Annotated in this window: 21 protein-coding genes; 11 read left to right on the top strand and 10 right to left on the bottom strand. The window is 68.4% G+C overall.

The genetic code is table 11. From position 1 onward, the window contains the following. Positions 1-7 precede the first annotated feature (7 nt). Positions 8-3,952, top strand: a complete 3,945-nt coding sequence (eccCa, locus tag DXZ73_RS30395; RefSeq protein ID WP_116214193.1) for a type VII secretion protein EccCa — start codon at positions 8-10, stop codon at positions 3,950-3,952. A gap of 4 nt (positions 3,953-3,956) precedes the next feature. Here the strand turns inward: eccCa and DXZ73_RS30390 are convergent, their stop codons facing one another. Continuing rightward, entirely contained in the window at positions 3,957-4,409 is a 453-nt protein-coding gene (locus DXZ73_RS30390; protein ID WP_116215961.1) for a GNAT family N-acetyltransferase, read from the bottom strand. 123 nt (positions 4,410-4,532) lie between these two features. Here DXZ73_RS30390 and DXZ73_RS30385 point away from each other — a divergent pair, with 123 nt between their 5' ends. The 6 genes from DXZ73_RS30385 to DXZ73_RS30360 all read left to right on the top strand — a co-directional run bounded on the left by DXZ73_RS30385 (position 4,533) and on the right by DXZ73_RS30360 (position 9,356). Further along, entirely contained in the window at positions 4,533-4,991 is a 459-nt protein-coding gene (locus tag DXZ73_RS30385; protein WP_116215960.1) for a hypothetical protein, read from the top strand. 9 nt (positions 4,992-5,000) lie between these two features. Next, the gene (locus tag DXZ73_RS30380) at positions 5,001-6,833 is read left to right on the top strand and encodes an alpha/beta hydrolase (RefSeq protein WP_240351549.1); all 1,833 of its coding nucleotides are present in this window, start codon (positions 5,001-5,003) and stop codon (positions 6,831-6,833) included. An 87-nt stretch (positions 6,834-6,920) separates the two neighbouring features. Continuing rightward, entirely contained in the window at positions 6,921-7,397 is a 477-nt protein-coding gene (locus tag DXZ73_RS30375; RefSeq protein ID WP_162890383.1) for a hypothetical protein, read from the top strand. Positions 7,398-7,448: 51 nt separating this feature from the next. Next, entirely contained in the window at positions 7,449-8,021 is a 573-nt protein-coding gene (locus DXZ73_RS30370) for a hypothetical protein (RefSeq protein ID WP_116214191.1), read from the top strand. 118 nt (positions 8,022-8,139) lie between these two features. Continuing rightward, positions 8,140-8,529, top strand: coding sequence for a tautomerase family protein (locus tag DXZ73_RS30365; protein ID WP_116214190.1), 390 nt, complete (start codon positions 8,140-8,142; stop codon positions 8,527-8,529). A gap of 89 nt (positions 8,530-8,618) precedes the next feature. Further along, positions 8,619-9,356 carry a rhomboid family intramembrane serine protease gene (locus DXZ73_RS30360; protein ID WP_116214189.1) on the top strand — a complete coding sequence of 246 codons (738 nt, stop codon included), beginning with the start codon at positions 8,619-8,621 and terminating at the stop codon, positions 9,354-9,356. 80 nt (positions 9,357-9,436) lie between these two features. On the opposite strand, the gene DXZ73_RS30355 is transcribed toward DXZ73_RS30360, so the two are convergent. Both DXZ73_RS30355 and DXZ73_RS30350 read right to left on the bottom strand, forming a co-directional pair. Then, positions 9,437-9,631, bottom strand: coding sequence for a hypothetical protein (locus DXZ73_RS30355; RefSeq protein ID WP_116214188.1), 195 nt, complete (start codon positions 9,629-9,631; stop codon positions 9,437-9,439). A gap of 10 nt (positions 9,632-9,641) precedes the next feature. Further along, a complete protein-coding gene (locus DXZ73_RS30350) occupies positions 9,642-10,493 on the bottom strand; it encodes a helix-turn-helix domain-containing protein (protein WP_116214187.1) in 852 nt (283 codons plus the stop codon). 316 nt (positions 10,494-10,809) lie between these two features. Here DXZ73_RS30350 and DXZ73_RS30345 point away from each other — a divergent pair, with 316 nt between their 5' ends. Both DXZ73_RS30345 and DXZ73_RS30340 read left to right on the top strand, forming a co-directional pair. Next, positions 10,810-11,280 carry an ATP-binding protein gene (locus DXZ73_RS30345; protein ID WP_162890382.1) on the top strand — a complete coding sequence of 157 codons (471 nt, stop codon included), beginning with the start codon at positions 10,810-10,812 and terminating at the stop codon, positions 11,278-11,280. 121 nt (positions 11,281-11,401) lie between these two features. Beyond that, on the top strand, positions 11,402-11,629 hold the full coding sequence (locus DXZ73_RS30340) for a DUF397 domain-containing protein (protein WP_116214185.1): 228 nt from the start codon (positions 11,402-11,404) through the stop codon (positions 11,627-11,629). A 68-nt stretch (positions 11,630-11,697) separates the two neighbouring features. Here the strand turns inward: DXZ73_RS30340 and DXZ73_RS30335 are convergent, their stop codons facing one another. The 7 genes from DXZ73_RS30335 to eccB form a co-directional block, all read right to left on the bottom strand. Then, entirely contained in the window at positions 11,698-12,006 is a 309-nt protein-coding gene (locus tag DXZ73_RS30335; protein ID WP_116214184.1) for a WXG100 family type VII secretion target, read from the bottom strand. 38 nt (positions 12,007-12,044) lie between these two features. Then, the gene (locus DXZ73_RS30330; RefSeq protein WP_116214183.1) at positions 12,045-12,434 is read right to left on the bottom strand and encodes a WXG100 family type VII secretion target; all 390 of its coding nucleotides are present in this window, start codon (positions 12,432-12,434) and stop codon (positions 12,045-12,047) included. 18 nt (positions 12,435-12,452) lie between these two features. Then, positions 12,453-13,529 carry a S8 family serine peptidase gene (locus DXZ73_RS30325; RefSeq protein WP_240351814.1) on the bottom strand — a complete coding sequence of 359 codons (1,077 nt, stop codon included), beginning with the start codon at positions 13,527-13,529 and terminating at the stop codon, positions 12,453-12,455. Between the two features lie 153 nt (positions 13,530-13,682). Then, the gene (locus DXZ73_RS38445) at positions 13,683-15,098 is read right to left on the bottom strand and encodes a WXG100 family type VII secretion target (protein WP_162890381.1); all 1,416 of its coding nucleotides are present in this window, start codon (positions 15,096-15,098) and stop codon (positions 13,683-13,685) included. 12 nt (positions 15,099-15,110) lie between these two features. Further along, the gene (locus tag DXZ73_RS30320; RefSeq protein ID WP_240351548.1) at positions 15,111-15,578 is read right to left on the bottom strand and encodes a hypothetical protein; all 468 of its coding nucleotides are present in this window, start codon (positions 15,576-15,578) and stop codon (positions 15,111-15,113) included. 128 nt (positions 15,579-15,706) lie between these two features. Beyond that, on the bottom strand, positions 15,707-17,116 hold the full coding sequence (mycP, locus tag DXZ73_RS30315; RefSeq protein WP_425315927.1) for a type VII secretion-associated serine protease mycosin: 1,410 nt from the start codon (positions 17,114-17,116) through the stop codon (positions 15,707-15,709). A 47-nt stretch (positions 17,117-17,163) separates the two neighbouring features. Beyond that, positions 17,164-18,759, bottom strand: coding sequence for a type VII secretion protein EccB (eccB, locus tag DXZ73_RS30310; protein ID WP_116214179.1), 1,596 nt, complete (start codon positions 18,757-18,759; stop codon positions 17,164-17,166). Between the two features lie 132 nt (positions 18,760-18,891). Between eccB and eccE the strand changes: the two genes are divergently transcribed. Together eccE and DXZ73_RS30300 are read left to right on the top strand one after the other, a co-directional pair. Next, complete coding sequence (gene eccE / locus DXZ73_RS30305; protein ID WP_116214178.1) at positions 18,892-20,169, top strand: type VII secretion protein EccE; 1,278 nt, start codon at positions 18,892-18,894, stop codon at positions 20,167-20,169. Next, complete coding sequence (locus tag DXZ73_RS30300; RefSeq protein ID WP_116214177.1) at positions 20,169-20,921, top strand: hypothetical protein; 753 nt, start codon at positions 20,169-20,171, stop codon at positions 20,919-20,921. The genes eccE and DXZ73_RS30300 overlap by 1 nt, the downstream gene beginning before the upstream one ends. Positions 20,922-20,965: the final 44 nt, after the last annotated feature.

Below are 20,965 nucleotides of genomic sequence, written 5' to 3'. Positions count from 1 at the left end.
GCATCCGGTGAGCCAGGTCGTCGTCCATCGCCCGCCCCGGAGTCTGCCGCCGGACGTGCCCGGTGAGGAGATCCGGCTGGAGGCGCCTCCCGAGCTGCCGCGCGGCCGTCAGGACAGCGTGCTGATGCAGCTGTTGCCGACGCTGGGCATGGCCTCGTCGATGGTCTACTTCTTCATGCCGGGCGCCGCTCCCATGATGAAGATCATGGGCGTCATGATGATGTGCTCGACGCTGGGCATGACCGTCGCGATGGTCGTGAGGCACCGTCAGGGCTCCCAGGGGCAGACCGCGGACATGCGCCGCGACTACCTCAAGTACCTCGCGCAGACGCGGCGGACCGTGCGCAGGACGGCGCGGGCGCAGCGGGACGCGCAGTTCTATCTGCACCCCTCCCCCGACCAGCTGTGGTCGGTCGTCGCGGAGGGCACGCGGCTGTGGGAGCGGCGGGCGGGCGACGACGACTTCGGGCAGGCCCGGATCGGGCTGGGGGTCCAGCAGCTCGCGACGCCGCTGGTGGCCCCGGAGACCGCTCCGATAGACGACCTGGAGCCGTTGACGACGGGGGCGATGCAGCAGTTCCTGGCCACGCACGGCTCGCTGGACGGCATGCCGATGGCGCTGTCGCTGCGCGCCTTCTACCACGTGACGCTGTCGGGCGACCCGGAGACGGTGCACGGGACGGCCCGCGCGCTGGTGGCGCAGCTGGTGACGCTGCACTCGCCGGACGACCTGGTGGTCGCGGTGGTCGCGGCGCGCGGGGCGGCGTCCTACTGGGAGTGGGCGAAGTGGCTGCCGCATGTGCAGGTGCCGGGCGCGGTCGACGGGGCGGGCGCGCGACGGCTGATCGGTGACGAGCTCGGTGAGCTGGAGGAGCTGTTGCGGCCCCGGCTGGAGGGGCGTACGCGCTTCAGCCGGGACGGGCAGCCGGTGCTCGACCAGCCGCACGTGGTGCTCGTCCTGGACGGCGGTACGGTGCCGGCGGAGTCGGTGTTCGCGGCGCCCGAGGGGCTCCAGGGCGTGACCATCGTCGAGGTGGTGCCGGGGGATCTCGGGGAGCCGCGGGGCGGGCTGTCCGTGGTGGTGGAGCCGGGCGAGCTGCGGCTGCTGTCGCAGGTCGCGGTGTACGACGGGGTGCCGGACACGCTGTCCATGGAGGCCGCGGAGGCGCTGGCGCGGCAGCTCGCGCCGCTGCGCACGGGCGGCGGTGACGGCGACGAGCCGCTGCTGGCCAACCTCGACTTCACGGATCTGCTGGGGCTGGGGGACGCGGGTTCCGTGGACGTGGCGCGGACGTGGCGGCCGCGGTCGTCGGCGGAGCGGCTGCGGGTGCCGATCGGCGTCAGCGAGGACGGCACTCCGGTGATGCTGGACATGAAGGAGGCGGCGCAGGACGGCATGGGCCCGCACGGGCTGTGCGTCGGCGCGACCGGTTCCGGCAAGTCCGAGCTGCTGCGCACGCTGGTGCTGGGGCTCGCGGTGACGCACTCCTCCGAGACGCTGAACTTCGTCCTCGCGGACTTCAAGGGCGGTGCGACCTTCGCGGGCATGTCGGCGCTGCCGCACGTGGCGGCCGTGATCACCAACCTGGCGGACGACCTCACCCTGGTCGACCGCATGCGCGACTCGATCACCGGTGAGCTCCAGCGGCGGCAGGAACTCCTGCGCTCGGCGGGCAACTACGCCAACATGCACGACTACGAGAAGGCGCGCGCGGCCGGTGCGGCGCTGGAGCCGCTGCCTTCACTCGTCCTGGTGATCGACGAATTCAGCGAGCTGTTGACGGCCAAGCCCGACTTCATCGACATGTTCATCCAGATCGGCCGCATCGGCCGCTCGCTGGGCGTGCATCTGCTGCTCGCGTCGCAGCGCTTGGAGGAGGGCCGGCTGCGCGGTCTGGAGACGTATCTGTCGTACCGCATCGGCCTGCGGACGTTCTCGGCCGCCGAGTCGCGCACGGCGCTGGGCGTGCCGGACGCCTATCACCTGCCGTCGGTGCCGGGCTCGGGCTATCTGAAGTTCGGCACGGACGAGATGACGCGCTTCAAGGCGGCATACGTCTCCGGCCCGTACCGCACGGCTCCGGCCGCGGGGGCCGGGGCGGGCGCCCTGCCGATCGAGCGCCGCCCGGTCCTGTTCACCGCCGATCCCGTGCCGGTCACCTACACCGCGCCCGTGCCCGCGGCCACGGCCCCCAGGGGCGAGGATCCGCAGGCGGAGACGGTCCTGGACGTCGTCGTCCGGCGGGTCGAGGGCCAGGGCCCGCCGGCCCACCAGGTGTGGCTGCCGCCGCTGGACCGGGCGGCGTCCCTGGACGAGTTGCTGCCGCCGCTGTCCGCTGTGGAGGGGCGTGGGCTGACAGCCCCCGGTCACGGTCGTCTCGGCCGTCTCGTCGTCCCCATCGGCCTCATCGACAAGCCCTTCGAGCAGCGGCGCGACGTCCTGCACCGCGACTTCTCGGGCGCGGCCGGCAACATGCTCGTGGTCGGCGGCCCCCAGTCGGGCAAGTCGACCCTCATGCGGACCCTGGTGGCGGCCTTCGCGCTGACGCACACGCCCGCCGAGGTGCAGTTCTACGGCCTCGACTTCGGCGGTGGCGGCATGAGCGCGATCGCGGGCCTGCCGCACGTGGGCGGGGTCGCGTCCCGCCTCGACCCGGAGCGCGTGCGCCGCACGGTCGCCGAGGTGGCGGGCATCCTGGCCCGGCGCGAGGAGTACTTCCGGGCCCAGGGCATCGACTCCATCTCGACGTACCGTCGACAGCGGGCGGCGGGCGGCTTCGCCGACCAGCCGTGGGGCGACGTCTTCCTCATCGTCGACGGCTGGGGCAATTTCAGGCAGGAATACGACATGCTGGAAGGCGTCGTCACCGATATCGCGGGGCGGGGCCTGGGGTATGGAATCCATGTCGTCGTGACCGCCTCCCGCAACATGGAGGTCCGCGCCTCGCTCAAGGACCAGCTCCTGAACCGGCTGGAACTGCGGCTCGGCGACACCATGGATTCGGAGTTCGACCGCAAGGTCGCCGCGAACGTCCCCGCCGGGGTTCCCGGCCGTGGCCAACTCCCCGAAAAGCTCCACTTCATGGCCTCTCTGCCGCGCATCGACGGCGACAGCGACCCGGAGACTCTCACGGACGCGACCGCCGAACTGGTCCGCGCCGTCGACGAGGCGTGGACGGGCCCCAACGCGCCGGGCGTACGGCTCCTCCCCCGCAAGCTGCGCGCCGACGAACTCCCCAAGGGCTTCGAGAATCCGCAGCAGGGCGTCGCCATCGGTATCGACGAGACCAATCTGGAGCCGGTCTTCGTCGACTTCGAGACCGACCCCTTCTTCCTCGTCTTCGGCGAGAGCGAATCCGGCAAGACCGCACTGCTGCGGCTGCTGGCCAAGCAGATCACCGAGCGCTACGGGCCGGACGAGGCGAAGATCGTCGTCGGCGACTACCGCCGTACGCTCCTCGATGTCATCCCGGAATCCCATCTGCTGGAGTACGCGCCGATCGCCTCGGCCCTGTCCGTGCACGCCAACGCCCTCAACGGCCTCATGGAACGGCGCGCACCGAAGCCCGACATCACCCCCCAGCAATTGCGCGACCGGAGCTGGTGGTCGGGCCCGCGGTTCTTCGTCATCGTCGACGACTACGAACTCGTCTCGACCAGCAGCGGAAATCCCCTCTCCGTCCTGACGGAGAACCTCCCCTTCGCCCGCGACGTCGGCATCCGCTTCATCATCGCCCGCAGCTCCGCCGGCGCGTCCCGCTCGATGTTCGAGTCCTTCATGCAGCGCGTGAAGGAACTCGGCGCGCAGGGAGTCGTCCTGTCGGGCGACCCCGGCGAGGGCGACCTGCTCGGCGGCGTACGCCCGCGCCCGATGCCGCCGGGGCGCGGCTTCTTCGTCTCCCGGAAGCGGGGGGCTCCGCTGGTGCAGGTGGGGTGGCTGCCGGAGGAGTGACGGCCTAGCTGTCGAATGGCAGGGCTCGGATGAAGACGGCCATGGCCCGGCCGGGGCCGTTGTAGTCGTCGACGATCTCCATGTCGAAGCCGATGCTGCGGTGGAAGGCGATCGAGCCGGTGTTCTCGGTCGACGTGATCGCCTTCAGCTGCCGAGCACCATGGCGCTCTGCCGCTCCGGCGAATGCCGCGTACAGACGACGCCCGAGGCCGGTGCCTCGGGCGTCGTCGCGCGTGGCGATCAGATGCACATACCCGGTGCCGTTCGGGGTGACGAATCCGAAGACGTAACCCCGGACCCCGCCCTCGTCCCTGGCGACCAAGCAGGTAGAACCGAATTCCCGCACCAGCGCCAGAAGATGCAACGCCCGAAGGGCGCGTTCGCCCCAGTAGCGGGGGTGATCCGCCAGGACTTGATGGAAGTCGGCCATCGCGGCCGGCGCGATCTGTATGCCCATGGAGAAGATCGTGGCAGGCAAGAGCCTGGGGCGTGAGTATGCGTACTCATGCCCACAGCTCACCCCCTGCCTAGGCTGACGAACGTTTGTCGGAACCGCGCTCAAGGGGTGAGGTACAAGGCCATGGCGACCTTCGAGCAGGAGTGGGCTCAGATCAAGCGGGAGACCTCCGCCGATGCCGGGATGAGTCTCGCGAGCGCGGACGGGAAGAGTGGATGGGGCCAGGGCGGCTCGGGCGGGTTGAAGTCCGAGAAGAATGCGTGGACTTCGGCCGGGGACGGGGTCGGTCAGCTGGCCGGGAACGTCAAGAAGGCGCTGACGGCGCTCGAAAAGGGGCAGAAAGGTCTGAGCGGCGGGGCCGGGCGCGGTGTGCTGAGCGCGGCGGCCCAGCAAGAGGTCCATCAGTCGTGGAAGCACTACTTGGATGAAGTGAGCGGCAGATGTGGTGCGCTCCAAGAGCGGCTTGAGAAGGCGGGCAACCACCTGTACGAGAACGACCAGGCCATCTCGAAGGCCTTCGACGAGCTGAAGGACCGGTACAAGGACACCCCTGCCGTCGGCGGCCAGAGCCGGGGCCGGTGACCGGGGCCGGTGGACTACACAGCTCTCAGTTCCCTCAACCCCTCTGAGTACGAGGACGCGGCGGACGGGTATCGCACGACCAGCGACATGGCCGGTCAGGCCAAGGACAGCCTGGAAAACCAGACCACCGCCAATATGCGGAAGTCCCTGAAAGGCGAGGCCGCGGATGCGGCTCTCGGTCAACTTCGGGAGCTGGCCAAGGACTTCCACTACATGCAGGTCGAGTGCGGCCTGATCGGTACAGCTCTCGACGCCTTCGCTTCAGACATGCGAGCAGCCAAGAAGAAGCTCGACGCAGCCGTTGAGGACGCGCGCGCCAAGAAGTTCACCGTGGGGGCCGATGGCTCGATCGGCTACCCGGCCGCGGGCGAGAAGACCGACGGCAAGGCACCACAGGGCGGCACGGCGAAGGGCGCCACCGACGAAACCGCCCGCGCGATCAACCGCCAGGCCGCCAACTTCGACCCCAACCCGAACTATGCCTACGCGCAGGAATGTGCCGACCGCATAGCCGAGGCCCTCAAGCAAGCCACGGAAGCGGATGAGAAGTGGGCCCCGAAGTTGCGGAGCCTGAAAGCCGATGACGACCTGACCGTCTCCGACAGTGATTGGGCCGACGCCCAGCAGGACATGGGTGGCGTCCGCCAGGGCGCGAAGGATTATCTGGACCACATAAAGCCCCCGCCCAAGGAGGGTGACCCGGAGGCGAACGCCGCATGGTGGAAGGAGCTTTCCAAGCAAGAGAAGGCCGACTACATCTCGGTCCATCCTGCCACCATCGGCGCGTTGGACGGTCTTCCCGCAGACGCCCGTGACGAGGCCAACCGCATCGTGCTGGATGAGAAACGCGGCCAATACGGAGCGCGACTGGCAGAAATACCGAAGGAGCCCACGAAGTTCGTTGACATCCGCCACGCCGTCCCCGGCATGGCCTACACCGGCGAATGGCTCGCGTGGAACAAAAAATACGGGCCCGAGGTCGGACGCCTCAAGAACGCACTGACGGGGATGGATGCCATCCAGAATCGTTTCGACAGCACAGGGGGCGTGCAAGGGCTACCCGAGGCCTACTTGCTCGGCTTCGATCCCGAGGGCAAGGGTGACGGCAAGATAATCATCGCCAACGGCAACCCGGACACCGCCGATCACACGGCAGTCTACGTGCCGGGCACAGGCACGGACCTCGGCGGCATCGAAGGAAATATCGGCCGTAGCGAAAAGCTCTGGCGAGAAAGCCACAGAGTCGCCCCCGGAGACAAGGTATCCACCATCACCTGGTTCGACTACGACGCCCCACGCTCGGCGTACCCGGGCGATAAGGGGGACATACTTCCGGAAGCCATGAGCGATCAGTACGCAGAAAAGGCCGGTCCCGTACTCCGCCAGTTCCTCGACGGCAACAGAGCAGCTCACCAGAACGCCACCGGAGACGCTGCCCACACCACTGTCATCGGGCACAGTTACGGGAGCACAGTCATAGGAGACGCGGCCAAGTCCGGTTCCTTCCAGGACAGCCCCATGGCAGCAGACGACGTGGTCGTCGCGGGCAGCCCCGGCATGCAGGCGAAGCGCGCAGCCGATCTCGGCATCGACCCCCATCACATGTGGGCGATGAAGGGTGGCGGTAGCGACAATTTCGTCCGGGAAGGAGGCCGGCTCGTCGGCCTGGGCGACGACTGGACCATACCCACGGACAAGTCGTTCGGCGCGAACGTCATGAAAAGTGACGCCAAGGATCACGGCGGGTTCTGGGACGAGAACGGGGAGAAAGCATCGGTCAGCCTGAAGAATCAAGCCAGGGTCATAGTGGGCAGATACGGCGACGTCACACTGGAAGAGTAGGAATTGATAACCAGACGGAATGCAAGCCGAATCCAGATGGGCCTGACCCTTCTGGGCATCCTGACTTTGACTATGGGGTGTTCTGCCATGGATGAAAAGACCAGAAAGCTCGACTACGAACCGGAAACGCGCAGCAGCCAGGCCGTCGAGAAGGAAATCGGCTCCCTGTCCAGCAAGGTTCTGGACATGCTGCAGGTCAAGGGAAAGGTAACCGAGCCCGGCCCCGCAGCCGGTTCATGCAGCACAAGTGATGGCGACGTGTCCGGCTACCGCAGTGTCAGGCATCCCTGGTCCCTGTACGGGGCGGACAACGACAGTCTCCAGAAGGGGATGAACAACCTCAAGGACAAGCTCCCGGCGCAGGGCTGGAAGGTCGAAAGGTACGGGGCAGACACCAGCAGGAACCAGAATCTGGAGATCTCGGCCGTTCACTCGGAGACTCGCACTCAACTCGAAGTCACGTGGATGAAGGGGCTCGACGGCAAAGAACCACTGATCGAAGTCACCTTGTACTCCAGGTGCTTCCGCGACTCCGGCGATCCCAACACCCCTGACAGCAACTGACGATCCCTTCCGGACAGACCTGCGATTCATGATTGGAGTGCCCGCCTCCCGATGACCAAGACCATGCAAATGGCGAGCGTGTGCTGGATTCTGGCCGCCGGGCTGTTTCTGGTCGCTTGCATCAACCCCCGGGCCATCTACTGGGGAGGCCGCGCATGGCAGTACCGCGATCCCGGGGCCAACGAGCCGTCTCCCGCCGCCTACGCCATGCAGCGTGTCGGCGCGTTCGTCAGTGCCGCCGTGCTCTGCGGCATGGGGTTCGTGCTCATGCACTGGGAGAGTCAATCGACATACGACGCGGGCGACGTGAAGAGTGCCGTCGACGACGTCGTGGCCCGGCTCGATCAGGAGAAGGTGCAGCAGGGCGGCATACTCTCGCCCGACTACTACCTCGCCGTGGACACGGTCATGAGGAAGGTAACTGGAGATGTCCTGAGTGACCTCACGTTCGAACCCGCAGGGAAGACGGACGACGGCGGCGAGAAGTTCACCATCTCCTCGCGGAAGACAGGCAGCCCCTACTGCCTGACGGTCACGACAGGCGTCTCCGTGAAGAACGCGCCCGCGGAACCGACGAATGTCGGCCTGATCGCCACAGCGCGCAAGGGCGCGTGCAAGGCCTGACGCCTGCACGTTAAGAGATCCAAGGCATCGACAGCAGCACTCCCATCTGTACCTACTAGTACGTACGATCACGGCAGAAGGCGATCCCACCGTCCACCCGCCCCGGAGGGGAACTGGCATGCCACTTGTCCGCATTGACGCGCTGAGAGCCGACAGCGATCAGCTCGACGCGCTCGGCCGCGCCGTTCACGACGCCCTGACCGAGACGATCGGCTTTCCGGCCGACGACCGGTTCCAGATACTGACCAGTCACGACGGCACCACCGGCACGCTTCGCTTCGACGACTACCTCGGTGTGCACCGCTACGACGGCATCGTGTTCGTGGCCATCACCATGCGGTCCGGGCGCGCCCCGGAGCAGAAGCAGGCGCTGTACCGGCGGATCGCCGAGCTCGCCCAGGAGTACGCGGGTACCGAGCCGCGGAACATGTTCGTCACGCTGACCGAGAACGAGTCGATCGACTGGTCGCTCGGCAACGGGGTGGCGCAGTACGCCGTGGAGCAGTGACTCGCACCCTTGGTCCGGGACATTTGTCATGCAGAGACCGTTAGTTACGGCACTGGTCGGGCCCCGCGCCAGGCCGGATACTTGTGGTCATGACGATCACTGAACGCGCAGGTCTGCGACGGTTCCCCGTGGTGACGGCGGTGGTGTTCGCGGCTACCGCGGCGGTGAACCTCCTGCAGTTCGCGGTGCGCGGCGTGCTCGCGGATCTGCAGCGGACTCCGGCCGGACTGCACGGGGATTGGTGGCGCTCGGTCACCTCCCTGTTCGTCCAGGACGGCGGGGTGGCCGGGACGGTGAGCAACTTGCTCTTCCTGCTGCTGATGGGGACGGTCGCGGAGCAGGTCCTGTCCCGGTCGCGCTGGTTGCTGCAGTACTTCGGGGTGGGAATCGTCTGCGAGTTCGTGGGCTATGCCTGGCAGCCCACCGGTGGCGGCAACTCCATAGCGATCTGCGCGCTGGCCGGCGCCGCCGCGCTGGCGCTGTGGCGTGACGACTCCCGGTTGCCCGACTGGGCCGCGCTGGTGCTGCTGCTCTGTTGCGGCGCCATGGTCGGCACTCTCTGGTCGGGCGCCGCCATCCCGGCGATCGTCGCCTGCGTGGCCGCGTCCGCGCTGATACGGGTCGGCAAGGAGCGCGGTATCGCCGTCCACCGGCCGACGGCTCTGGCCGTGCCGCTCGTCGGCGCCGTGCTGGCGGTCGCCCAGAACATCCACGGCGCGGCGCTTCTGCTGGGATGCGCGCTGGCGATGCTGTCGGCGCGCGATCGTCAGCTCATCTCGCGGACGGCGACCGGCTCCCACAGCACCGAGCGGTCCTCCACGGCGTGATTCGGCCCCATGGTCGCGGGCAGTTCGCGCATGCCGCGCCGGGCGGGTGCCCGGCAGCAGGGCGCGGCCGGGCGTGGTGCTTATACGAGGTGGTCGAGGTCGCCTCTCTTGGCGGCTTCGATGAGGTTGCGGAGTCCTTCGCGGGTGGTGGCGATCAGTTCGTCGGGTCGGGTTGTTTCGCGGAGTATGGGGGTTCCGGTCGCGGTGTGGCCGATTTGGAGGCAGGCGTTGCCGCCATTGGCGCAGAGCGGTTCCTGCCACCGGATTTCGGACATGACGTGCCCTTCAAAGTTGCCGAGCGATCTCGTGGATGAACTCGCGTGACTCACTCTCGCCGAGTACGCAGGGTTCCATCATGTCGAACAGCAATCGGTAGTTGGCAAGCTGCATCTCGGAATCGACAAAGACAGACCCGTGGGACGTGTCCAACTGAACGGTGTCGAGTTGGGGAACCGACGCACAGGCATAGAGGATCGTCTGTCCGGCTCCGGGGAAACTGCCAGCAGCGAATGGGATCACCCTGAGGCTGACGTGCTCCCGCTCGCTCGCTTCCAGGAGGCTTTCCAGCTGAGCACGTGCGACGGAACGTCCGCCGAACTGCATGCGCAGAGCACTCTCGTGGACGACTGCCTCGTAAGCAGGAGGGTCATCCCGGTCGAGGACTCGGTGACGCTCCAAGCGGTGGGCCACGCGGGTTTCGATCTCTTCAGCCGACATCGCCGGGATCACCAAATCGAAGATGGCTCGTGCGTGGTCTGCGGTCTGGAGCAGACCGGGGATGTGCGACGTCAAGGCATTGCGAATCCTGACCGCATGCCACTCGAGCTCGGCGATGTCCAGGAAGAAGGCAGGAAGGGCGTCCCTGTACGTCTCCCACCAGCCCTTGGTGTGGTCCTGTGTCATCGCGGCGAGAGCGTCGATCAAACCGTCGTCCGTACAACCGTAGTTGGAGGCGAGCACGCGGATGCGGGCCGGGCTGATTCCGAAGCGCCCGGCCTCCGTGTTGGAGATGCGGGTGCGGTCGACTCCGAGCACCGCTGCCGCGTCCAGGGCTGACATGTCTGCCTGCTCCCGCAAGTGGCGTAGCGCGGCTCCCAACCGACGTTGACGGATCGTCGGATTGCTTCTCGGCGGCATGTGGCTCCCCTCTCGAACCGGCAACCAGTCTGCCCGCCGGTAGCGGCGAGTTCCAGCGATCACCCCGTAGCACAGGGATTCCTGAGAGTGAGTAGCACAGGGCTTCCCGACTGCGCTACCGTCGGTGTTGCCTAGCTCACACGCCGTGGAGCCGGAAGTGCACCGCGCGAGCATGCCCACCTTCCCTGGAGTGGGCGCGCTCGCGCCCAGGGAGGCAGGCCACCGGCGCCCGTACCGCGTGCGAGGACTCTCCCCTGCCGAGCGTCTGGAGTGACCACGCATGATCCTCGCCCCCTGCATGCCCGATTCGTCATCCGTGTCCGCGAACACCGGGCCCATCCCCAGCAACCTCGACTACTCCCTGGGGCTCCCCGGCGGCGCGTACTGCCTCCGCATGGCCCGTAAGACCGTCGATCGCCTCCTGCGTGCGCACGACCTCGCCGACATGGTCGAGCTCGGCGTGCTCGCGACCTCCGAACTCCTCGCCAACGCCTACCTGTTCACCCCCGGGAAGGCGACCAATCTGTCCATTCGGTGGCGGTTCGGCGTGCTGCGGCTCACCGTGTTCGACGAGCACCCCCGGCACCCGAAGGCCGAACGGGAAGCCTGTCGGGCGCAGCGGCGGGCCGCGCTTTCCATGCTGGACGCCGCGCTGGACGCCAGCGACAGCCTTTGTTGCGGCCTGGACGAGGTAGGCGGGCCGCTGGCCGGGCACAAGCTGTGGGTGGCGTTCTCGCGGGACGCGGCACGGAACTACGACCGGCTCCGAGGCGACCGTGATCGGTGATCCACCGATGACGCGGCGCCTCCGGGAGTACGCTGCTCACGTTGAATCTCGCGGCGCCAACTCATGTGCGCGCGCCGCGATATGGCGGCAACATCGCACCCTGAAAGGCGGCCTCTGCCCCATGGACCCACATGAGAAAGACGAGCTCTACGCGATGGACATCTCCGGCGTGGAGTGGCTGAGCGCGCCGGACGCCACGACAGAGGTGCGCGTCGAGATCGCGTATCTCCCGGGCGGCGCGGTGGCAATGCGGTCGTCGGCCGAACCGGAGGTCGTGCTGCGCTATACGGAAAGCGAGTGGCGGGCCTTCGTGCTGGGCGCGCGGGACGGCGAGTTCGATCTGACCTGAGCGTGCGGAGTGGGGCGGGCGGGCGCGTCTCGCCGCGCATTGCCCGCCCACCCCACGGCCGCGGGCCGTCAGTAGCTGATGTCGAACAGCTGGGAAGCCTTGCGGTCCGTGTGCCGGTAATCCATGCTGCCCTGCTTGATCTTGGCCGAGATCTCGGTCAGGATCCCGTGGATGTGCGTACCGCGGGCGTCGAACTGCGCCTTCGCCTGGAGCATCATCTGGTGGGCCTCGCCCTCCCAGCCGTGCGTGACGTCGTTGACCGCGGCCCAGATGTCCTTCAGCTGCTGGTCGACGACGCCGGCCGCCTTGCTGATGTCATCGGCGGTCTTCTCGACCGAGCTGTAATGAACCTTGAGGTCGTCATTCGCCCCGGACATGTACCCCCCTTGTGGTGGTTGTTTCTTCGGAAGTGCTGCTAGTAGCTGCTGATCTTGCTTTCGAGACCGGCGCTGACACCGGCGCTCGTACCCAGGGAACCGAGGTGTCCGCCCGGGGCGGAGCCATTCACGTCGATCTTGTTGAAGGTCGCCATGATGTCGGCGTCGTTGGCGTGGCTCGACTTGCGGGTCAGCGCCACGGCGTCATGAATGCCGTCGATCAGCCGACGCAGGGCGTCGTGGTCGTCATTGAGCGCGAGCTGCGCGGTGCGGAATGCCTGGGCGCCGGCGCCCGTCCATGCGGCCTCGACGGTGGCGATGGCGTCGGCCAGGGCCCGGAGGTTGGCCGAAAGGGCCTCGCTCGTCTCCCTGATCTTGCCTTCGAATTTGGTGAATGCTGGATCACTGATCTTCTGAGTGCCCGACATGCTTCGCCTTTCTTGTTGTTATGGCTGGTTCGGGTAAGTCGCCTTGGCGCGGCGGCGCATGACGCCGAAGCCGACGGCTGCGGCGAGGATCACTGCTGCGCCCGCGCCCAGGGCGACCCAGGCGATGGTGCCGATGCCGTCGTCCGTGGCGGGCTCCGCGGCGATGGGTTTGCCGGCTGAGGACGAGTTCGGGGCGGAGACGGAAGGGGACGGCTTGGGTGCGTTGGCCGCGAGGAGGGGGTTGACGTCCGCGGGACCGGGGTCGCCTTCGCCGTCGACGAGCACCTTGCGGGGGCGGACGCTGCCGTAGCCGAGGTACTTGCTGGGCATTTTGGCGCCCGCGGGCTTTCCGGCCGTCTCCATCATGACGCGGAGGACTTGGTTGTTGGTCCAGTCCGGGTGCTTGGCCCAGATGAGGGCGGCGGAGGCGGAGGCGATGGCGGTGGCTTGGCTGGTGCCGCGCCCGATGCAATAGCCGGGACCCTTTTCACAGTGTGCGACGATTTCCTCGCCGAAGGCTACGAGCCCCACCTGGTTGCCGTAAGTCGAGAACTTCGCCGCCTTGCCTTGGCGATCGATCGCGCCTACGCCAACGACGCCCCGGAGCGACGAAGGGAACTCTGGCTGGTTGCCCTTGTCTCCACCATTGCCTGAACCGGCAAAGATCAGGCTCCCCTTGCCCAGGGCGTAGTCGACGGCAGTTTGGGTGTTGGCGTATTGAACTGCATCACCATCCCCTGCCAGCGAAATGTTGATGACTCGGGCCTGATGATCAGCGGCGTACCGAATACTCCTGGCCATCAGCGCGTCAACGGCGTCTGCCTGGCTATCGGGCACGGCCTTCACCGGGAGGATCTTGGCCCCGGGAGCCAAACCCTGAATTCCGCCATCAACGCCAGTACCGGCAATCAGCGTAGCGATATTCGTTCCGTGGCCTTCGCTGTCCACATGGGCACCTGTGGGCTTGTTGGAAACGTCTGTACCTTCCAATACCTGACCACGCAGCTCTGGAAGCGACCCGTCCACGCCTGTATCAATCACGGCAACTGTGACGCCCTCTCCCCTACTCACCTTCCACATCTGTTCCGCCTGCATGTCGTCCAAGAACCACTGCCGCGAGTGCTCGTCCTGCGCCGCTGCCGGAGTCGCGATACTTGCGAGCACCACCGCTAGCAACGCCGAGGTCCGCAGAGCGCGCTGAGCCGGAAATGGCATGAGGCAGTGGTCCCCTTCGTGAGGTCTCGTGAGCTATTCGATGACTGGAGGCACGACGTTCCCGCGGCCTCTGGTCCAGGTCTCTTCGTCTTCCACCAGATAGTCGGGCCTGCTGCTGGAGCGACGACGGCTATTGCCTGAAGAGTTGACTCCAGAGTGTGGCATCACGCCCGGTGGCTGACTTCGCACGAGACCTGAGCCGCCCTGTGTGAACTCGGAGCGACCTTCACGCGGTGCACGCAGGCCACCAGCAGTACCGCCCGGTTCTGTGGCAAGCCTTCGGCCTGCGTAGCCATTTCTCGGGCCGGGGGTGCCGCCACCGACGGGATGGCCACCCATGCCCATCGGACCTCCTGTCCGAGCACCTGGGCCTGCAGCAGTGCCTCGCGGTCCCGCCGCTGTACCCGCTTGAGGTCCGTTCACGGTCCGCTCTTCACCCACGACAGTGCCTCGCGGCAATCGCGGGACGGCCGACTGACTGCCCGAACGGGCGGGCATGCCACCGACGATCCCGTCCTTGCCGCCGACCCGAGGGATACCTTCAGGCCGGGTTGTGCTCACCTGTTCAGGGCGACCAACAGTAGGTACGCGCGGCACTTCGACCCCGCGTTGCAAGCCGGACGGCATGGCAGGCGCCAAAGGTCCTGGCATGACAGGGCCTCTTGGATCCGGGCGATCGACAGGCAAGCGCGGGACGGAGTGCCTGGTGGCTGTGTCCGGAGCCTGCGGGAGTGCCACAGAGTCGATCGCCGTATGCGCAGGACGGTCAGCGCTCAACACTGTGCCCAGTTGTCCGTGTCGCCCTTCACCAGAAGGATGCAAGGGTCCGCTGGAGGTCCCACCGGCTGCGCCAGTGCCGGGCATCACAGAGCCTTCGCGCACCCCGCCGTATCCGCCCGCTGAACCCGGCGAAACCGAGGCGCTGTCCGGCCGTTCCTGGTCGAAGACCGGCGCTGCCGCCAACATGGATGGAAGATGCGGAAACTTCGGCTCCTCCAACCCCGCCACATCCGAATGCACCGTCCGGTAGTAGGAGTCCAACCGCTCCATCGCCTTGATGGCTTCCTGACGGTTGGACTCCGCCCCATCCAGCCGCGCCTTCTCCTTCGCCGGATCCGCGTAGCACGGTTCCACCGCCGGCATCGACGACTTGGCCTCGCCCAGGCTCTGGCCCGCGAAGCCGATGTTGATGCCGACCTTCAGCGTGTAGTCGGCCAGTTTGAGGGTCTGCTTGGCCAGCTCCGCGCCCCAGTTGCGGAACGCTTCGCCGCCCTCGCCCTCCCACTTGACGCGGTCGACGTGTGCCTGGAGTTCTCCGCCGAGGTCGTTGATGTCGGTGAACGCCTTCAGCAACGCGTCCGCGGCGTCGTTGATCTGCTTCGGCTGGCCGCCCGCCACCATGGCGTAGAGCTGCTCGAGTGTGGCGTCGTCGAACTGTCCCTTGCCCATTCGCCTGCCCCCTTACGCGGTCTCGGACCCGAGGTCGGACGCACCGCTGCGGTCCGGCTTGGGCTCGTGTCCGCCGGGCGCCGAGGCGGGCTTGCCGGCCGTCGGGTTGTGGTAGTTCTTGCGCACGCGCTCTTCGATCGCCCGCAGTCGGGCGGCCTGTTCGGCGTCGATGCCGTCGTATCCGCGCTCGGCCACGACGGCCGCGATGCCCATCGACTCGACCTGGTCGCCGAGGATCTGGGACAGCGTCTGCAAGCGGTCGTGGACCTTGTCGTAGAGCTTGGCGAGGTCGTCGGCGGAGCCGAAGCCGGTGCCGTACGCGTCCTTGGAGATCGCCTGTTGGCTGATGGCCTTCTGCGAGGCCGGCGACTTCTCAAGCTCGGACATGATGGTGTCGATCCGGCTCTTGAACTTCGTCAGCGTCTCGGCTTCCTTCGCCAGGTTGCTGCCGCCGAACGGCCTCGGCTCCGAATCACCCACGTCGCGTTGCTGCACCCCTGCCCCTCCCCTGTGGCATCCAGCGAGACACTACGCCACTCGCGTCACGCACGGCACGAATTCCATGGTGCGGCCATGCATGCCGTCGGCGCCTGAGTACGCGTACTCAATCAGGCCGACCGACGCCGCCTCAGATCCCGTAGGACCACCGCCACCCCCGCGATCGCCGCCACCAGCAGCGCCGTGCAGCCCAGGCCGTACGTGGCGAGGCGTTCCTGGCGTTGGGACGGGGATTCGCCCATGGCCACGGGGGCCGGGGCGGGGGCCTTGGCGCGGTGGGTGGTGGGTTGGTCGGACGTGACGCGGTCGAGGGGGTGGGCGTCGTCGGTGAGGGCGCGGACCGGGTCGACCACGCCCCAGCCGATGTAGCGGTCGTGGCCGTTCGTGGCGCGCTCGGCGGTCTGCTCTATCTGGGCCACGACCTGGTTCTGTTTCCAGTCGGGGTGTTTGGCGCGGATGAGGGCGGCGACTCCGGCGACGTACGGGGCGGAGAAACTGGTGCCGTTGTCGACGCACTGGCCGCCGAGGGGGACGGTGGAGACCATTTCCACGCCGGGGGCGGCGACGCCCACGAATTCACCGGGCTGGGAGAAGGGCGCGCGCTCGTTGTTACGGTCCGAGGCAGCCACGGCGAGGACGCCCTTGTAGGCGGCGGGGTAGGTCTCCTTGACGTTGCCGTCGAGGCCGTCGTTGCCTGCGGAGGCAACCACGACGACGTCCTTGGCGAGGGCGTTCTTCACCGCGAGTTCCAGGTCGGAATCGGGTTTCAGCGCCTTCGCCGTGTCCTGGGAGATATTGATGACCTGGGCTCCGGCCGCGACGGCCAGATTGATGCCCTGGGCGAGGGTCTGAGAAGTGCCGGTGCCCTTTTCGTCGTTCTGCCGGATCGGGATGATGACGGATTCGGGAGCGAGGCCGACGAATCCGCTGCTCGAGGACGGGCGGGCCGCGATGATGCCGGCGACCTTCGTGCCGTGACCGACGAGGTCGAGCGTGGGGTCGAGCTGGACGGCCGGCTTTTCGGGCTCGGGTTTCGGAGTGGGCTTCTCCGACGGCTTCGGGGTCGGTTTCGCCGACGCGGAGTCCGAGGGCTTCGGGGTGGGTGTCGCTTTTGGCGCCTCCGAGGGCTTCGGTGTGGCCTTCGGGGTCGCCTTGTCCGCCTTTTTGAGTTCGTCCTTCGGTCCGGCCGCCCGGCTGTCGTTCGCCGCCTCGCGTACGCCCACACCGTCCGCGGCACTCGCTTCCGCGCCCGCCAGCAGATCCGCTCCGCTCTTGGCGTCGACGGCGTCCTTGAGCTGGGGGTTGTGGATGTCGACCCCGGTGTCGATGACGGCCACGCGCACCGGGTGGCCGTCGCTGTCCTTGCCCTTGGTGTCCTGCCAGAGCTGGTCGAGGAGAACGCGCTGGAGCGACCAGGGAGTGCCCTTGATGGGCTTCGCGGGATATCTGCATTCGCCGCTGCCGTCGAGGGCCACGGGAATCCGGGCGGAAGCGGCCGAGGCTCCCGCGACGGGTGTCATGAGTGCGGCGGCCGCCAGCGCCATGGTGATGCGTCGCATGTCGTCCCTCACGATCCCTGCGGCTGCCGGGCGCTGTTGGCGTCCAGCCGCGGGCCCGTGGGGAGGAATTGCGACCAATTGGCGGGGACGGCCATGGGATTCACGTTCTGATAGCCGAGCCGGGTGCGGGCCGTGTCTGCTTCGGGCGATGCGGACGGCGAGCTTTCAGGGGTGCTTCCGTCCGCGCCCGGTGACGGCGCGGGGTTCTCACCGATCTTCGACTTTCCGGTGCCGCTGTCGCCGTTGGACTGCACCGCGTAGCGCAGCCCGGTGTCGGTGACGAGGAAGATCGAGCCGCTGGTGGTCTGATGGCCGGTCACCTGGCGGTAGAGAAGTCCGGAGCCGGGGGTGACATAGGCGCTCGTCGCGCCGTCGGGAATGGTCGCCGGGTAATCCGTACCGGCCCAGGTGGCGAGGTCGGGGGTGCCTCCGGCGGAAAGGCCGCCGAAGATGCTGCACACCGTCTTCCTGGCACCGCCGCCCGCGGCGGAATCCTGGTTGTTGGCCTGCTGGGGTACGCGCGAGGGCCAGTGGTACTTCCCGTAGAACTCCTCGTCGTCCGGGGTGAACGCGGCGGCGCTGACGTGCTCGGGCGTGCCCGCCTGGCCGAGGGACGTCAGCATCTTGCTGTTGAGGAGCAGCTTGGCGACGAATTCGGAGACGCGCTGGACCTTGCCCTTGAGCACGAGATAGTGCTGGGTGCCCGTGCCGGTGGGGGCTTCGAGGACCGTACCGACGCGGTTGGCGTTCCCGGGCAGGGTGCCGACGCCCGCGTCCGTGCCGATGTCACCGCGGATCTCGGGGAAGACGATGGGGGCTCCGTCGTCGAAGGTCCCCAGCCAGTCCTTGGTGACGCGCTGCGGCTGTGCGCCGTCGCGGAAGAGGGAGCGGAGCAGCAGGTTGTAGTCCGGGGTGTCCGCGAGGGCTTTCCACTCCGGGCCGCCGAGCAGGTATTTGGTGCCCTGCGGGTCGATGAGATAGCGGGCGTCGTCGGGGCCCTGCACATAAAGGGCCTGATTGCCCCGCAGGCGGTCCGGCCCGGTGAGGTGTTTGAGCTTGGGGTCGCGGTCGGCGAAGAGGAAGACGGCCTTTTGCGTGGTGTTGCCGTTGCCTCCGGGCTGTTCGCAGACGGCCCACTGCTTTTTCCTGCCCGCCTCGTCGGCGCCGGGCATGCGGTCGGGGGCGTACGGGATGCCGAGCGTCGGGCCGCGCGGGATGTGGCCGTTGTCGAGCTCGGACTCCTTCACCTTGATGACGGTGGATTTGTCGGGGGTGAGGAGCAGTTTGGCGGAGGCGAAGTTGAGGACCGGGTGGAGCTGCTTTTTGTTGTCGGTCTCCAGGACGACATAGCGCGTGGTGGATTCGCTGCCGACGATGACATGGGCGGCGGTGTCGTCCCAGCCCTTGGGCGCGACCGGCCTGAACATGCCCCAGGCCCCGAATCCGGCGACGAGCACCGCCCCGACGACGAGCCCGGGGAGGACCGCGCGCAGCGGGCGCGGGGCGCCTTCCTCCGTTCCGCTGGGGGAGGGTTGCAGGAAGGCGGCGACCGTTCGCTTCTTCGCGAAGGTGTACGCGTTGAGCTGATCCCGGCGTGATGCCATGTGTCGCCGCTTCTCCCCAGTGGTCGGCTTCGGTTGACGGGCGCTGGCGGACCCTGCCCTCGGTCCGGTTGTCGTACCGGCCCCCTACTATGCCGGTAGGGGATCAGCGTGAGGCGAGGGGGTTTGTCAGGCATGGGTGCGGCAACGCGCGTACGGGCGTCGGGGGTCACCGCGCCGCCGGGCGCGGTCGCGCCGCGGGCCGTGTCGAGGCCCGGCGGCGTGGGGCCGGTCCGGCTCCAGCAGCTGGTGCTGGTCGAGGTGGCCCTCGCGCTGGTGCTGGTCGCGTGGGTCGCGGGCCCGATGTGGCTGGCACCGGCGGCCGTGGTGGCCGCGGTGCTGCTGCTCCTCGCGCTCGTGCGCCGCGGGCAGCGGCCGATAGCGGACTGGCTGGCGACGGCGGTGACCCTGCGGCGGCGCGCGGCGCGGGCGGAGGCCGCCCCGGTGGGCACGGATCCCGGGTTCGCCCCGGTCCTGGAGTGCGAACCGGCCTTGCGGACGGGCTCCTTCACCGATCGCGACCGGCGCGAGGTGGGCGTGGTCGGGGACGGCACGTTCCTGACGGTGGTGCTGCGGATCGACGCGGTCGACGCGCCACTGCGGCCGCTGCGGACGGAGAAGGCGCTGCCGCTCGCGCTGCTGCGCGACGCGATGGATGTCGACGGCATCCGGCTGGAGTCCATACAGGTCGTGCAGAGCACGCTGCCCGCGCCCGCCCCTCATCTGCCCGCGGAGGCCCTGGCGGCCCGCAACTACGCGCCGCTCCAGGCGATGGCGGGGACCCCGGCGGTGCGGCTGACGTGGGTGGCGCTCAAGCTCGACCCGGAGCTGTGCCGGGAGGCCGTCGAGGCGCGGGGCTCGGGCGTGGAGGGCGCGCGGCGGTGTCTGCTGCGGGCGGCGGACCAGCTGGCGAGCCGCTTGCAGGGTGCCGGGTTCCGGGCGGAGCTGCTGTCCGAGGAGGGGCTGGCGGCCGCCGTCTCGACCGCGGCGAACGTCAATCCGACGGCGTCGGCGCAGGCGGGCCGCAGTGGCACGCCGGTGCGGCGGACGGCGGAGAGCCCACGGGCCTGGCGGTGCGACGACCGGTGGCACAGCACGTACTGGCTGGCGCGCTGGCCGCAGTTGGGTCCGGGGGCCACTCCCCTGCCTCAGCTGGCCGCGCTGCTCACCTCGCTGCCCGCGCTGTCGACGACGCTGAGCCTGACCCTCGGGCGCGGCCGTACGCCCGGCGGCCGGCACGCGCCGAGCATGGCCGCGCACGTACGGGTCACCGGCCGCAGCTCCGACGAACTCGCAGACGCCCGGCGGGAGCTGGAGCGGGCCGCGCGCGGAGTGAAGGCCGGTCTGGTGCGGCTGGATCATGAGCAGGTGCCCGGTGTCCTTGCCACGCTGCCCTTGGGAGGGACTCGCTGATGACCACCGCGCTTCCGCCTGATCCCGCTCCCGTAGCGCCCGGAGCCGCCCGGCGCCGTTTCGGCTTCGGGCTGCTGGGGCCGCGCCGTGGGCGGCACGAGCTCGCCCCGGAGCAGTTCGAGTCGCTGGCACTGCCGGTCGGTGACGACGGCGTGGTCATCGGCACCGACCCCCACGACGCCCCGGCCGTCCTCGGGATCGGCCGCACCGCCCCCTTCGACGCCGTCCTCGTCGGTGGCGCGTGGACGGCACAGGTCATCGCGCTGCGCACGGTCGGCACGGGCGCCCGGGTCGCCGTCGAGACCGGCCGCCGCCAGCTGTGGACGTCACTCGCGCAGGCCGCCAACAGCGGTCAGCCGTGCGTCACTCTGCACGATGTCGGGCGGGTGCCACCGCAAGGGGCGTCGGTGCACAGCCCCGTACTCGTGGTCCGCGACTGCGGTGCGCGGCCGCCGCGCGGGCGGGTCGTCGCCGCGCCCTGGCAGCCGGTGCTGACCCTGCTCCCGTTCGTGGGCCCGGAGGCGCCGCGTCTGATGGCGAGTGCGGATCTGGTGGGTGTCCAGCGGGTCTCCCCGGAGGAGGCGGCGCAGCTCGGGCGGCTCCTGGGGCTGTCGGCGGAGGACGTCTCGGCGTTGCCGACGCTGGGGGACGGGGTGACGTTGTGGTGTGCGCGTCGGTCGCGCATGTATGTGGACACTCGGGCGACGGGGCCGGAGGTCGGGTTGCTTGGTTCCGCGCGGCGGATGGACTGACCGGGTGGGCAGGGCGGGAGGTTTTCCCCTGCCCGCCCGTTCCC

Origin of the sequence: Streptoverticillium olivoreticuli subsp. olivoreticuli, assembly GCF_003391135.1 — a bacterium.
GTDB lineage: Bacteria > Actinomycetota > Actinomycetes > Streptomycetales > Streptomycetaceae > Streptomyces > Streptomyces blastmyceticus.
Note: the sequence above shows the minus strand (reverse complement) of the source record. Positions and strands in the feature narration are given on the sequence as shown.

Bases quoted from the DNA above. Each gene is read 5' to 3' on its own strand.
- mycP (WP_425315927.1), bottom strand. From the start codon at position 17,116: ATGACACCCGTCGCGGGAGCCTCGGCCGCTTCCGCCCGGATTCCCGTG.
- DXZ73_RS30390 (WP_116215961.1), bottom strand. From the start codon at position 4,409: ATGGGCATACAGATCGCGCCGGCCGCGATGGCCGACTTCCATCAAGTC.
- DXZ73_RS30335 (WP_116214184.1), bottom strand. From the start codon at position 12,006: ATGTCCGGGGCGAATGACGACCTCAAGGTTCATTACAGCTCGGTCGAG.
- DXZ73_RS30300 (WP_116214177.1), top strand. From the start codon at position 20,169: ATGACCACCGCGCTTCCGCCTGATCCCGCTCCCGTAGCGCCCGGAGCC.
- eccE (WP_116214178.1), top strand. From the start codon at position 18,892: ATGGGTGCGGCAACGCGCGTACGGGCGTCGGGGGTCACCGCGCCGCCG.
- DXZ73_RS30355 (WP_116214188.1), bottom strand. From the start codon at position 9,631: ATGTCCGAAATCCGGTGGCAGGAACCGCTCTGCGCCAATGGCGGCAAC.
- DXZ73_RS38445 (WP_162890381.1), bottom strand. From the start codon at position 15,098: ATGGGCAAGGGACAGTTCGACGACGCCACACTCGAGCAGCTCTACGCC.
- DXZ73_RS30360 (WP_116214189.1), top strand. From the start codon at position 8,619: ATGACGATCACTGAACGCGCAGGTCTGCGACGGTTCCCCGTGGTGACG.
- DXZ73_RS30330 (WP_116214183.1), bottom strand. From the start codon at position 12,434: ATGTCGGGCACTCAGAAGATCAGTGATCCAGCATTCACCAAATTCGAA.
- DXZ73_RS30370 (WP_116214191.1), top strand. From the start codon at position 7,449: ATGACCAAGACCATGCAAATGGCGAGCGTGTGCTGGATTCTGGCCGCC.
- DXZ73_RS30340 (WP_116214185.1), top strand. From the start codon at position 11,402: ATGGACCCACATGAGAAAGACGAGCTCTACGCGATGGACATCTCCGGC.
- DXZ73_RS30385 (WP_116215960.1), top strand. From the start codon at position 4,533: ATGGCGACCTTCGAGCAGGAGTGGGCTCAGATCAAGCGGGAGACCTCC.
- DXZ73_RS30325 (WP_240351814.1), bottom strand. From the start codon at position 13,529: ATGCAGGCGGAACAGATGTGGAAGGTGAGTAGGGGAGAGGGCGTCACA.
- DXZ73_RS30365 (WP_116214190.1), top strand. From the start codon at position 8,140: ATGCCACTTGTCCGCATTGACGCGCTGAGAGCCGACAGCGATCAGCTC.
- eccB (WP_116214179.1), bottom strand. From the start codon at position 18,759: ATGGCATCACGCCGGGATCAGCTCAACGCGTACACCTTCGCGAAGAAG.
- DXZ73_RS30375 (WP_162890383.1), top strand. From the start codon at position 6,921: ATGGATGAAAAGACCAGAAAGCTCGACTACGAACCGGAAACGCGCAGC.
- DXZ73_RS30350 (WP_116214187.1), bottom strand. From the start codon at position 10,493: ATGCCGCCGAGAAGCAATCCGACGATCCGTCAACGTCGGTTGGGAGCC.